Source organism: Variovorax sp. (assembly GCF_965279555.1).
Taxonomy (GTDB): domain Bacteria; phylum Pseudomonadota; class Gammaproteobacteria; order Burkholderiales; family Burkholderiaceae_C; genus Variovorax.
This window is the reverse complement of sequence record NZ_OZ257247.1, coordinates 736,047-748,830: the sequence shown is the minus strand read 5'-3', so window position 1 is coordinate 748,830 and position 12,784 is coordinate 736,047. Positions and strand designations below refer to the sequence as shown.

General features: G+C 64.8%; 8 protein-coding genes. All 8 read right to left on the bottom strand.

From position 1 onward, the window contains the following. Positions 1-4: 4 nt before the first annotated feature. The 8 genes from flgK to ACQY8B_RS03700 all read right to left on the bottom strand — a co-directional run bounded on the left by flgK (position 5) and on the right by ACQY8B_RS03700 (position 12,767). Positions 5-1,957: a flagellar hook-associated protein FlgK gene (flgK, locus tag ACQY8B_RS03735; protein WP_422085466.1), complete on the bottom strand. Its 1,953-nt coding sequence runs from the start codon at positions 1,955-1,957 to the stop codon at positions 5-7. A gap of 107 nt (positions 1,958-2,064) precedes the next feature. Then, on the bottom strand, positions 2,065-3,795 hold the full coding sequence (locus tag ACQY8B_RS03730; protein ID WP_422085465.1) for a methyl-accepting chemotaxis protein: 1,731 nt from the start codon (positions 3,793-3,795) through the stop codon (positions 2,065-2,067). Positions 3,796-3,894: 99 nt separating this feature from the next. Next, on the bottom strand, positions 3,895-5,625 hold the full coding sequence (locus ACQY8B_RS03725) for a methyl-accepting chemotaxis protein (RefSeq protein ID WP_428745030.1): 1,731 nt from the start codon (positions 5,623-5,625) through the stop codon (positions 3,895-3,897). 58 nt (positions 5,626-5,683) lie between these two features. Further along, entirely contained in the window at positions 5,684-7,381 is a 1,698-nt protein-coding gene (locus tag ACQY8B_RS03720; RefSeq protein WP_422085464.1) for a methyl-accepting chemotaxis protein, read from the bottom strand. Positions 7,382-7,405: 24 nt separating this feature from the next. Further along, positions 7,406-8,998, bottom strand: coding sequence for a methyl-accepting chemotaxis protein (locus tag ACQY8B_RS03715; RefSeq protein WP_422085463.1), 1,593 nt, complete (start codon positions 8,996-8,998; stop codon positions 7,406-7,408). A gap of 40 nt (positions 8,999-9,038) precedes the next feature. Further along, positions 9,039-9,560, bottom strand: a complete 522-nt coding sequence (locus ACQY8B_RS03710) for a chemotaxis protein CheW (RefSeq protein ID WP_422085462.1) — start codon at positions 9,558-9,560, stop codon at positions 9,039-9,041. Between the two features lie 20 nt (positions 9,561-9,580). Further along, positions 9,581-11,185 (bottom strand): methyl-accepting chemotaxis protein, encoded by a 1,605-nt coding sequence (locus tag ACQY8B_RS03705; RefSeq protein ID WP_422085461.1) that lies wholly within the window; start codon positions 11,183-11,185, stop codon positions 9,581-9,583. 16 nt (positions 11,186-11,201) lie between these two features. Then, on the bottom strand, positions 11,202-12,767 hold the full coding sequence (locus tag ACQY8B_RS03700) for a methyl-accepting chemotaxis protein (RefSeq protein ID WP_422085460.1): 1,566 nt from the start codon (positions 12,765-12,767) through the stop codon (positions 11,202-11,204). Positions 12,768-12,784: the final 17 nt, after the last annotated feature.

The following is a 12,784-nucleotide window of genomic DNA, read 5'->3' as shown; positions in this document are numbered from 1 at the left end:
AGACTCAGCTGCGGATGCCGAGGATCGCGTCGAACATGGTCGAGGCGGTCTGGATCACCTTCGCGTTGGCCTGGTACATCTGCTGGAACATCAGCAGGTTGGCGGTTTCCTCGTCCTGGTTGACGCCGGAGACGGCTTGCTGGCTGGCCTTGATCTGGCCGGTCACGCTGTCTTGCGTGGCCGCCGCCACCTTGACGGCCATGGCCCGGTTGCCGACTTCGCTGACCAGCTGCGAGTAGGCGCCGTTGAAGGTCGCCGTGCCGTTGGCCATCGTGGTCTTGCGCTGCAGTGCGCCCAGCAGCAGCGCATTGCTGCCGTCGGACACGCCAGAGGTGTTTTTCTTGATGCTGAAGGTGTCGCCCTGCGACGGCGCGCCGCTCATGCTGACGGTGACGCCGTCGAAGCTCATCTTCGCGCCGGCGGTGTAGGGCACTGGCGTGCCGGCCGGGTAGTTGGTGGTGGTGCCGTTGGGCAGCGTCACCGAAACGGCCGAGGTCGCGGGGAAACCCGTCAGGCTGCCCGTGGCGGCGTCGAAGCTCAGCGTGACCGTGCCCGCCAGCGGCGTGCCGGGGTAGGAGGCGTCGACAGTCGCCGTGCCCAGCGCGCCGCTGCCCTTGTTGCCCGCGGTGTTGCCGGTGACCAGCGGCGACGCGGCCGCCACCTTGGCGGGATCGAGCACCAGCACGTCGAGGTCGCGCGCGCCGGTGCGGGTCGGCTGCACCAGGAACGAGTCGCCGGCCTGCGCGGTGCCGCTGGCGGCGGTGAGGCTCACGCCGTCGAAGGTGATGGGGAAGGTGGTGAAGCTGCCCATCGACGTCTTGTCCGACAGCCGCGTGACCGTGTAGGTGAGCGTGCCCGCCACGTTCGTGACGCTGACGTCGTAGTCGCTGGTCGTGAGCTTCGAGGCATCGGTCAGCGATGCTCCGAATTCGAGGTTGCCTGTGTTCTTTGCGTTGGACATCACGCCCGGCACCGCCTGGTTGAAGAAGTTCTGGCCCAGCGCGCCGTTCAGGTCGACGCCCAGCTTGTGCTGTGCATTGACCGCATCGGACACCGACATGGCGAGCCGGCCGATGGAATTTTGCGTGGGGATGAGGGTTTCGCTGCGGAAGGTCATGAGGCCGCCAAGCACGCCGCCCTTGAAGGTGCTGTCGTCGAGCTCGGCGGTGTTGCCGCCGAAGCCCTTGAGCGCCACCGCCTTGCGGCTGGGGTCGGCGGCCGAGTTGACCGAGACCATCTGGGAGGCGTAGTCCCCCACCACCAGCGACTGGCCGGTGGCGATGAACACGTTGTACTTGCCGTTGTCCTGCTGCAGCACCTTGACGTCGACCACCTGGCTCAGCTGGCTCACGAGCAGGTCGCGCTGGTCGAGCAGGTCGTTCGGCGGCTGGCCGCTGGCCATGGCCGTGGCCTGGCTGATCTGCTGGTTCAGGCTCGCGATCTTGCTGGCGTAGACGTTGATCTGGTCGACGCTGCCGTCGATCTGCTCGTTCACCGACGAGTTCAGGTCCGACAGGTACTGGTCGGTCGTGCGGAACTTGCTGGCCAGCGCCTGGGCGGAGCTGATCATCTGCTGGCGCGCGGCCGGGTCGGCCGGCGTGTTGGCCACGCCCTGGATGCTGGTGAAGAAGCTCTGCATCAGCGCCGAGATGCCCGAGGTCTTGTCGGCCAGCAGGGTGTCGATGCGGTTGATCTGCGTGCCGTTGGTGGCAAGCGCGACCGAGGCCGACTGCGCGTTGGCAAGCTGCGCGGTCAGGTAGCGGTCGTAGCTGCGCGAGACGGTCGAGACGTTGGCGCCCGTGCCGATGTAGCCCGAGCCGCTGGAAATGGCACTGCCCGTGGCAATCTCCGCCACCTGGCGGCTGTAGCCCGCCGTGTAGACGTTGGCGGTGTTGTGGGCCGTGGTCATCAGCGCGGTGCGGGCGACGCCGAGGCCGCTCAGACCTGTGTAGAACATGCTTCCGGACATAAGGCTTTACCTGTCAATTGGAGAGTGTGTCTGGCACCGCGAAGGCGCCTTCTTTGTGTTTATCGGCAGCGCCGGCCAAAAGTTGAGGGCCGAAGTCAGAACTCTGTCCAGTCGCCCTTGGCGTCGCCGGCCATGGCCAGCTGCGGCGCGGGGCCGCCGCCCGGCTCGCGGCGCGCGGGCAGCGCCTTGGCCGGACGCTTCGCCGCGGCCGGCGCCGGTTTGGCGGGCTTGGGGATAGGGGTGATGCGGGTGAAGCCGGGGCGCACATTGGCGAGCGCATTGGCGTCGAGCTTGAAGATACTGACGGCCTGCACCAGGCTGCCGGCCTGCTCCTGCAGCGATTGGGCTGCCGCCGAGGCTTCTTCGACCAGCGCGGCGTTCTGCTGCGTGACCTGGTCCATCTGCGTGATGGCCTGGTTGATCTGCTCGATACCGGAGGTCTGCTCCTGGCTGGCTGCGGTGATCTCGCCCATGATGTCGGTCACGCGCTTCACGCTGCCGACGATCTCGTCCATGGTGCGGCCGGCTTCTTCCACCTGCTTGCTGCCCTCTTCGACCTTTTCCACCGAGTCGCCGATCAGCGTCTTGATTTCCTTGGCTGCTGCTGCCGAGCGTTGTGCGAGGCTGCGCACTTCCGAAGCGACGACCGCGAAGCCGCGGCCCTGCTCGCCGGCACGGGCTGCTTCCACCGCCGCGTTCAGCGCAAGGATGTTGGTCTGGAACGCAATGCCGTCGATGACGCCGATGATGTCCACGATCTTCTTGGACGAGGCGTTGATCGAGCCCATGGTGTCGACCACCTGCGACACGACGCTGCCGCCCTTCACCGCCACTTCGGAAGCCGACACAGCCAGTTGATTGGCCTGACGCGCGTTGTCCGCGTTCTGCTTCACCGTCGAAGTCAGCTCTTCCATCGAAGCAGCCGTCTGCTCCAGCGAGCTGGCCTGCTCCTCGGTGCGCGAAGACAGGTCCTGGTTGCCCGAAGCAATCTGCCCAGAAGCAGTCGCGATCGTCTCCGTGCCGGTACGCACTTCGCCCACCACCTTCGCCAGGCTCTCGTTCATGTTCTTGAGCGCCTGCATCAACTGGCCCGCCTCGTCGCGGCTTTCCACCTTGATGTTCGTGCTCAGGTCGCCGGCCGCCACCGTTTCCGCTACCTGCACGGCATGCCCCAGCGGGCGCACGATGCTCAGCGTCAGCCGCCAGGCCAACAGCGCCCCCAGCAGCAAGCCGATGACCGACAGCGCCAACAGCGTGGTCTCGCCGGTCGAATGGTCGGCCTCGATGCTCTTGGCCAGCTCGTCGATGCGATCACGCTGATACGCCGCGAGCTTGGCTACGGCTTCCTCATAGACGACAAGCGCGGGCGCGAACTTGTTGTCGGCCATGTCCATGGCCTCCTCGTTCTTGCCTTCCAACTTGAGCTTGTTGATCTGCCCGATGGCCTGCAGCACGATGGCGCGAGCGTCGGCCACGTTGGCATACAGCTTCTTCTCTTCCGCAGAGGTCAGCAGTTCCTCGAGTTTTTTCTGCACCGGGTTGATCAGCGCCGACTTGTCGGCCCGGCCCTTCTCGAAGTAGGCCGCCACCTTGGGATCCGTTGCCTTGACCATCGCGAACGAGTTCACGATGGCGGGTCCGAGCAGGTTGGACCACTGGCTGGCCAGGCGCTCCTTGACCAGCGCGTTCTGCATCAGATCTTCCGTGGCCTTGCCCACCTTGCCCAGGCGCAGCATGCCCGTGGCAGCGATGGCCGCCATCAGCAGCAGCACCACCGCGAAGCCGAAGCCCAGGCGGGTGCCGATTTTCAGATTCTTCAAATTCATTTGACTTCTTCTTTCTCGGAACTGGAGCAAACCCGCCGCGGGATGCGGCGCCATGGGTTCGTTATCGGCACGGATGCGGCAGGGTTGAACACTCGAAGATCAAAATTCCGTCCAGTCGCCCTTCGCGTCGCCGGCCATGGCCAGCTGCGGTGCGGGGCGACCACCCGGCTCGCGGCGCGCGGTGAGCGCCTTGGCCGGACCCTTCGGTGCCGGCTTGGCCGCAACGGCGGGCCTGGGGATCGGCGTCAGGCGCGTGAAGCTGGTGCGCGTGGCCAAGGCATTGGCATCGAGCTTGAAGATGCTGACGGACTGCACGAGGCTGCCGGCCTGCTCCTGCAGCGATTGCGCTGCCGCAGAGGCTTCTTCGACCAGCGCGGCGTTCTGCTGCGTGACCTGGTCCATCTGCGTGATGGCCTGGTTGATCTGTTCGATACCGGAGGTCTGTTCCTGGCTTGCAGCGGTGATCTCTCCCATGATGTCGGTCACGCGCTTCACGCTGCCGACGATCTCGTCCATGGTGCGGCCGGCTTCTTCCACCTGCTTGCTGCCCTCTTCGACCTTATCCACCGAGTCGCCGATGAGGGTCTTGATTTCCTTGGCTGCTGCTGCCGAGCGTTGTGCGAGGCTGCGCACTTCGGAGGCCACTACCGCGAAGCCGCGGCCCTGCTCGCCGGCGCGAGCGGCTTCGACCGCCGCGTTCAGCGCAAGGATGTTGGTCTGGAACGCGATGCCATCGATCACGCCGATGATGTCCACGATCTTCTTGGACGAGGCGTTGATCGAGCCCATCGTGTCCACCACCTGCGAAACGACGCTGCCGCCCTTCACCGCCACTTCGGAAGCCGACACAGCCAGTTGATTGGCCTGGCGCGCGTTGTCCGCGTTCTGCTTCACGGTCGAAGTCAACTCTTCCATCGAAGCAGCCGTCTGCTCCAGCGAGCTGGCCTGCTCCTCGGTACGCGAAGACAGATCCTGATTGCCCGAAGCAATCTGGCTGGACGCCGTGGCGATAGTGTCTGTCCCCATGCGCACCTCGCCGACGATCTTCGCGAGGCTGTCGTTCATGCCCTTCAGTGCTTCGAGCAACTGGCCGGTCTCGTCGGTCGTGCGCGCCTCGATGCGGCTGGTCAGGTCGCCGGCAGCCACCGACTGCGCCACCTTCACCGCCTCCGACAAGGGCCGCGAGACGATGCGCGCAATCCACAGCGCGAGCATCAGGCCCAACGCCACGCTGCCCAGCAGCAGGCCCAGCACCCAGAGCCGCGCCACCGCGTACACCGTGTCGGCGGTTTCACCGGCGCGGATCGCCCCGGCCACGTTGACCTCGGTCAGCTTGTCGAGCGTCGTGTTGATATCGCGGCTCAACTGCAGCGACTTGCCGCGGATCAGCGCATTCGCCTGCTCGTTCTCCTGCGTGTGGGAGATGGCGACGATCTTGTTGTGCTCTACCGAATACTGGGTCAGCAGCTTCTGGAGTTCAGGGTAGATCTCGCGCTCTTCCGGCTCGGAGATGAGCCTCTCGTATTCCGCGCGGTGCTTCTGCAGGCTGGTCCAGGTCTCGTCCATCGCCTTCTCGTAAACCGCCATCTCGTCGTACGAACCCGACAGGATGTGCTGCATCTCCTGCGTGCGGTAGCGCGACACCATGTTCTTCATTTCGAGCAGCGAACGCGTGGCCGGCATCCAGTTGGTCGCCAGGTCGGTCGACATGTCATGGACCTTGCCCAGTTGCATCACCGAGATGACGCCGACGCAAGCCGTCAAAACAAGGACGGCAATGAACGACACAAGCAGCTTGGTCGCGATCTTGAAGTTGTAGAAAGTTTTAATGATTTTTCCTTGTGGCTTCGAAGCCGATACGTGGGTTGTCGCGTCGGGCGCGTTCCTCTCAGAACTCGCGCCAGTCGCCAGCACCGGCCACGGCAAGCTGCGGCACGGCGGGCAACGATGATTTTTTGTCTTGTGCGGCCGGCAATGCCTGGGCGCGCGCGCCGGACTCGGCTTGGTGGCTCGCGTCCAGCTTGAAGATGCTCACGGCCTGAACCAGGCTGCCCGCCTCTTCTTGCAGTGACTGGGCGGCGGCGGAGGCTTCCTCCACCAGTGCCGCGTTCTGCTGCGTCACCTGGTCCATCTGCGTGATGGCCTGGTTGATCTGCTCGATGCCGGAGGTCTGTTCCTGGCTCGCCGCGGTGATCTCTCCCATGATGTCGGTCACGCGCTTCACGCTGCCGACGATCTCTTCCATGGTGCGGCCTGCTTCGGCAACCTGCTTGCTGCCTTCTTCGACCTTCTCGACGGAATCGCCGATCAGCGTCTTGATTTCCTTGGCTGCTGCTGCCGAGCGCTGAGCGAGGCTGCGGACTTCCGATGCCACCACCGCGAAGCCGCGGCCCTGCTCACCGGCACGGGCTGCTTCGACAGCTGCGTTCAATGCAAGGATGTTGGTCTGGAACGCGATGCCGTCGATCACGCCGATGATGTCGACGATCTTCTTGGAAGACGCATTGATCGAGCCCATCGTGTCGACCACCTGCGACACGACGCTGCCGCCCTTCACCGCCACTTCGGAAGCCGACACCGCCAGTTGGTTGGCCTGGCGCGCGTTGTCCGCGTTCTGCTTCACGGTCGAAGTCAGCTCTTCCATCGAGGCTGCCGTCTGCTCCAGAGAGCTGGCCTGCTGCTCCGTGCGCGACGACAGATCCTGGTTACCCGAAGCAATCTGCCCAGAAGCCCTGGCAATGGTTTCGCTCGAATCCTTGATCTTCCCGACGATCGAGGTCAGCTGCACCTGCATCTGCTTGATGGAATGCAGCAGGCTGCCGTCACGCGCGGCATCGGCCTCTACCGCCAGCGACAGGTCGCCGTCGGCGATGCGACCGACCACGTCGGCGGCGTACTGCGGCTCGCCGCCGAGTTGCCGGCCCATCAGGCGCGCCACCACGACGCCCAGCCCCACGCTGACCACGATGCCGGCCAGCGCCATCACCAGCATCATCAGCCGGGAGGTCTTGTAGGTCTCATCGGCCTTCTCGGCACGCACTCGCGCCAGGTCCTTGCTGTGCGCGACCATGCCCTTGAGCACTTCTTCCAGACCGCGCGATTCCTTCAGGAGGCGCGTGCTGTCTTCGGTCACCTGGTTGTCGAACTGCGAGCTGTCCAGCGGCTGCTTGTTCACCAGCGCCACGAAGTCGTTCATGTGCGTGTTCATCGGAGCGACCAGCCCTTCGAACTGGCTGAAGAGCTTCGTGCCTTCTTCGGTCTCGCCGAAGAACGACTTGACCTCGGCGGCGCGCGACGAGAGGCTTTCCATGGACGCCTTGAGCTCGTTCGCACCCGCGTTGCGCTCTCCGCGCGTGCCGGCCGACAGCAGCGTCATCTGGGCGCGGCTGGCGTACAGCAGGTGGATGTTGGCTTCCTGCACGGCCTGCAGGGCGCGAAGCTCGTTGGCGTAGAGCTCTTCGGTCGAGGCGCTGATGCGCCCCATGTGAAAGATGCCGAGTGCGCTCACTGCCGCACCGATGGCCGCGACCACGAGAAAGCTGAGGATCAGCCGGACGGTGACGCGAAGATTCTGGACCCACTGCATTGTCTTTTCTCCGATTTGTGCTGCTTATGCAGTGAATGCCAACCGATGCGCCGGGCCGGCAGCAAGGCTGCCTTCCAGGCGAAACACGCCGACCACCTGCGACAGGCTGCTTGCCTGCTCCTGCAGCGATTGGGCTGCCGCCGAGGCTTCTTCGACCAGCGCGGCGTTCTGCTGCGTCACCTGGTCCATCTGCGTGATGGCCTGGTTGATCTGCTCGATGCCGGAGGTCTGCTCTTGGCTCGCCGCAGTGATTTCGCCCATGATGTCCGTCACACGCTTCACGCTGCCGACGATCTCGTCCATGGTGCGGCCGGCCTCTTCCACCTGCTTGCTGCCCTCTTCGACCTTCTCCACCGAATCGCCGATGAGGGTCTTGATTTCCTTGGCTGCTGCTGCCGAGCGTTGTGCGAGGCTGCGCACTTCCGAAGCGACGACCGCGAAGCCGCGGCCCTGCTCGCCTGCACGGGCTGCTTCGACCGCCGCGTTCAGCGCAAGGATGTTGGTCTGGAACGCAATGCCATCGATCACGCCGATGATGTCGACGATCTTCTTGGAAGACGCATTGATCGAGCCCATCGTGCCGACCACCTGCGACACGACGCTGCCGCCCTTCACGGCGACTTCCGAAGCAGATACGGCCAGCTGGTTGGCTTGCCGCGCGTTGTCCGCGTTTTGCTTCACGGTCGAAGTCAGCTCTTCCATCGAAGCAGCCGTCTGCTCCAGCGAACTGGCCTGCTGCTCGGTACGCGATGACAGATCCTGGTTACCCGAAGCAATCTGCCCAGAAGCAGTCGCGATCGTCTCCGTGCCCGTGCGCACTTCGCCCACCACCTTCGCCAGGCTCTCGTTCATGTTCTTCAGCGCCTGCATCAACTGGCCCGCCTCGTCGCGGCTTTCCACCTTGATGTTCGTGCTCAGGTCGCCGGCCGCCACCGTTTCCGCCACCTCGACGGCGCGCGCCAGCGGCCGCACGATGCTGCGCGAGATAAGGAACGCGAGGATCGCGCCGACCACCACGGTCGCCAGCGTCAGGAACAGACGCAGGTTGAAGCTGCGCGAGTTCGCCGCGTCGATCTCGGCGCTCATGTCGTCGATCGCCTTGCGCTCGATCGCCAACAGCTCGAGCACGCGGTTCTCATAGGCCTTGGCTGCCGGCTGGAAGGTCTCCTTGAAGACGCGCGCCGTTTCCACCGTGTTGCCGCCGGCCTTGGCCTTGCCCACTTCTTCCTTGGCCGCCTGGTACTTGGCGCGCAGCTCGATGATCGACTTGAAGGTGGCCTTCTCCTCGTCGGTCACCAGCAGCTTCTCGACCTTGGCAATGGTCTCCGAGCCCTTCTTCACGCTGTCGGAAATGACGTCGGCGAAGACGACGGGCAAGCTCTCGTCGGTGGTGCGCGCGATCATCGACGTGCGTGCGATGGCCGAGTAGGTCAGCACATACCAGTCGGCGATCAGCCGTTCCTTCGCCAACGGGCTTTCCATCATCACCCGCGTGGCTTCCGCGTTGCTGCGCGCGGACAGCAACGCGAAGGCGGTGGAAATCACCACCATGCCGAGGACGACGGAAAAGGCTACGGCAAGCCGTGTTCCGATGCGCAGGTTCGAGAAGAAGTTCATGGTGCGGGCGTTGAATGGAGAAGGCGAGGAGCGGCAAAGATCAGGCGGTGGCCGCGGCCTCGATGAGGCCCATTTCCTGGCTCGACATGAGCCGGTCGATGTCCACCAGGATGAGCATCCGCTCGTCCAGCGTGCCCAGACCGATCAGGTAGTCCGCGTCCAGCACCGAACCCATCTCCGGCGCAGGCTTGATCTGCTCCGCCGTCAGCGTGATCACGTCCGACACGCTGTCCACCACCATCCCCACCACACGCCCACCGATGTTCAGCACGATCACCACCGTGAACTGGTCGTACGTCGGGTCGCCCAGCTTGAACTTGATGCGCATGTCGATGATCGGAACGATGATCCCGCGCAGGTTCACCACACCCTTGATGTACTCCGGCGCGTTCGCAATGCGCGTTACCGCGTCGTAGCCGCGCAGCTCCTGCACCTTCTGGATGTCGATCCCGTATTCCTCTTCGCCCAGCTTGAACGTCACCACCTCCAGGCGGCTGCCGCCCGTGGAAGGGGACGGCGCCGAGGCGGCTTGTTGCAAGGGGTCTTTTGCCTTGGTCAGCATCTGTTCTCTCCGGTTTGAAATTAATGGGTCTCGGCCACTTCGGCCCTGAACACGCGCACGGCCCTGACCAGGCCGTCGGCCTGCTCCTGCAGCGACTGCGCCGTGGCCGAAGCCTCTTCGACCAGTGCGGCGTTCTGTTGTGTGACCTGGTCCATCTGCGCGATGGCCTGGTTGATCTGCTCGATGCCGGAGGTCTGCTCCTGGCTCGCGGTAGTGATCTCGCCCATGATGTCGGTCACGCGGCGCACGCTGCCCACGATCTCTTCCATCGTGCGGCCCGCTTCCGCGACCTGCTTGCTGCCGGCCTCGACCTTCTCGACGGAATCGCCGATCAGCGTCTTGATTTCCTTGGCCGCGGCGGCCGAACGCTGCGCGAGGCTGCGAACCTCGGACGCCACCACGGCAAAGCCCTTGCCCTGCTCGCCGGCACGGGCGGCTTCCACCGCCGCATTCAGCGCCAGGATGTTGGTCTGGAAGGCAATGCCGTCGATCACGCCGATGATGTCCACGATCTTGCGGGACGACGCATTGATAGAGCCCATGGTGTCGACCACTTGGGAGACGACGCTGCCGCCCTTCACCGCCACTTCGGAAGCCGACACCGCCAGCTGGTTGGCCTGGCGCGCGTTGTCCGCGTTCTGCTTCACCGTGGAGGTCAGCTCTTCCATGGAAGCGGCCGTCTGCTCCAGCGAGCTCGCCTGCTGCTCCGTGCGCGAAGACAGGTCCTGGTTGCCAGAGGCGATCTGGCTCGAGGCCGACATCACGCCCGCCACGTTGGTGCCGACGTCCGCGACGATCGCGAACAGGTTCGCGCTCATCTGGTTCAGCGCGCGCAGCAGCCCGGTGATCTCGTCCCCGGGCCGGATCTCGAACTTGGCGAGGTCACCGCCGGCTATGGCCCGCGCCACATGCAGGGCCTCGTCCAGCGGACGGAAGACGGTGCGGCCCAGGAACTGCCCGAGCCCCAGCCACGCAAGCGCAAAGCCCACGCCACCGGCAGCCACGGCACCGGGAAGCCAGCCGTGCGTGCCGGCGGACGCGACCAGCCGGCCCGCCTCCATCCAGCCCGCAATTCCCAAACCAAGCGACAGCAGCGCGGCCGCCGTGGTCACGCCGAACACGCGCTGGCGCACCGGAATGCGCCGCAGCTGCGCCAGCGGGTTCATCCAGCCGCGCTGCACCACCTGCCCCTGCTGCAGCGTAGTGCCCTTGGCCCCGCCTTCGCGCAGCCGGCGGTAGAGCGCGTCGGCCTCGGCCACGTCGGCGCGCTCGGGCCGGCTGCGCACGGACATGTAGCCCTGTACGCGGCCGTCGCGGCGGATCGGCGTGACATTGGCGAGCACCCAGTAGAAGTCGCCGTTGCTGCGCCGGTTCTTGATGAGGCCGGTCCACGGCAGGCCTTGCCCCAGCGTCTGCCACAGGTCAGCAAAGGCTTCTGGCGGCACGTCGGGATGGCGCACGATGTTGTGCGCCTTGCCCATGAGTTCGTCAACGGTAAAGCCGCTGGCCTCGACGAAGGCCGGGTTGACATAGGTGATGCGACCCTTGAGGTCGGTACGGGACACCAGGGCGGCGTCCTGCGGGAGTTCGTATTCGATGCCGGTGACTGGCAGATTGACACGCATGATCGGGTCGTCGCTTTCAGGCCAGGGCCAGTTGATTGCGGCCGAGCTGGAACACGCCGACGACTTGCGACAGGCTGCTTGCCTGCTCCTGCAGCGATTGAGCTGCCGCAGAGGCTTCTTCGACCAGCGCGGCGTTCTGCTGCGTGACCTGATCCATCTGCGTGATGGCCTGGTTGATCTGCTCGATGCCGGAGGTCTGCTCCTGGCTCGCGGCGGTGATCTCTCCCATGATGTCGGTCACGCGCTTCACGCTGCCGACAATCTCTTCCATGGTGCGGCCTGCTTCGGCAACCTGCTTGCTGCCTTCTTCGACCTTCTCGACGGAATCGCCGATCAGCGTCTTGATTTCCTTGGCTGCTGCTGCAGAGCGCTGCGCGAGGCTGCGGACTTCTGATGCCACCACAGCGAAGCCACGGCCCTGCTCACCGGCACGGGCGGCTTCCACCGCCGCGTTCAGTGCGAGGATGTTGGTCTGGAACGCGATGCCATCGATCACGCCGATGATGTCGACGATCTTCTTGGACGATGCATTGATCGAGCCCATCGTGTCGACCACCTGCGACACGACGCTGCCGCCCTTCACCGCCACTTCGGAAGCAGACACCGCCAGTTGGTTGGCCTGGCGCGCGTTGTCCGCGTTCTGCTTCACGGTCGAAGTCAGCTCTTCCATCGAGGCTGCCGTCTGCTCCAGAGAGCTGGCCTGCTGCTCCGTACGCGACGAAAGGTCCTGGTTACCAGAAGCGATCTGGCTCGACGCAGTCGCAATCGTGTCGGTGCCCGTGCGCACCTCGCCCACCACCTTGGCCAGGCTCTCGTTCATGTTCTTCAGCGCCTGCATCAGTTGCCCGGCCTCGTCGCGGCTTTCCACTCGGATGTCCGCGCTCAGGTCGCCGGCCGCCACGGTCTCGGCCACCTCCAGCGCATGGCCCAGCGGGCGCACGACGCCCACGCTCAGGCGCCACGCGAACAGCGCGCCCAGCACGACGGCGATGGACGCCAGCACGATCAGCGTGGTGCGGCCCGCCACGTAGTCGGCACCGATGCGCTTGGCGGCGGCATCGATCTTCTCGCGCTGGTGCTGGGCCATCGCCTCGACGGCGCCGCCGTACACGCCAAGTGCGTCGGTGAATTTGGTGTCGACCAGCGTGTTCGCTTCGGCGAGCTGGCCGCTGTCCTTGAGCTTGTTGAGAATACCGACCGTCTCGAGCACCACGGCGCGCGAGGCTGACACCTTGGCGTACAGCGCCTTCTCCTCCGGCGTGTCCAGCATCGATTCGAGCTTCTTCTGCGCCGGACTGATGCGTGCCGATCCGGCCGCCTGGAGCTTGGAGAAATAGGCCGCAATGGCGGGATCGGTGGTCTTGACCATCGCGAAGTTGGCCACCGTGTTCGACTTGAGGTTGCTCAGCCATTCGTTGGCCAGGCGTTCTTTCACCAGCGCCTGCTCCACCATCTCGTCGGTGGCATGCCCCACATTGGTCAACCGCAGCACACCGGTTCCGGCAATGAAAGCCATCAGCAGCAGCATTACCGCGAAGCCGAGCCCCAGGCGCGTGCCGATTTTCAGATCCTTCAAACTCATTGCTCTCTTCTTCCTTC

Excerpts from the sequence above, each read along its gene's own strand:
- ACQY8B_RS03730 (WP_422085465.1), bottom strand. The coding sequence starts at position 3,795 with ATGAATTTGAAGAATCTGAAAATCGGCACCCGCCTGGGCTTCGGCTTC.
- flgK (WP_422085466.1), bottom strand. The coding sequence starts at position 1,957 with ATGTTCTACACAGGTCTGAGCGGCCTCGGCGTCGCCCGCACCGCGCTG.
- ACQY8B_RS03715 (WP_422085463.1), bottom strand. The coding sequence starts at position 8,998 with ATGAACTTCTTCTCGAACCTGCGCATCGGAACACGGCTTGCCGTAGCC.
- ACQY8B_RS03720 (WP_422085464.1), bottom strand. The coding sequence starts at position 7,381 with ATGCAGTGGGTCCAGAATCTTCGCGTCACCGTCCGGCTGATCCTCAGC.
- ACQY8B_RS03710 (WP_422085462.1), bottom strand. The coding sequence starts at position 9,560 with ATGCTGACCAAGGCAAAAGACCCCTTGCAACAAGCCGCCTCGGCGCCG.
- ACQY8B_RS03700 (WP_422085460.1), bottom strand. The coding sequence starts at position 12,767 with ATGAGTTTGAAGGATCTGAAAATCGGCACGCGCCTGGGGCTCGGCTTC.
- ACQY8B_RS03705 (WP_422085461.1), bottom strand. The coding sequence starts at position 11,185 with ATGCGTGTCAATCTGCCAGTCACCGGCATCGAATACGAACTCCCGCAG.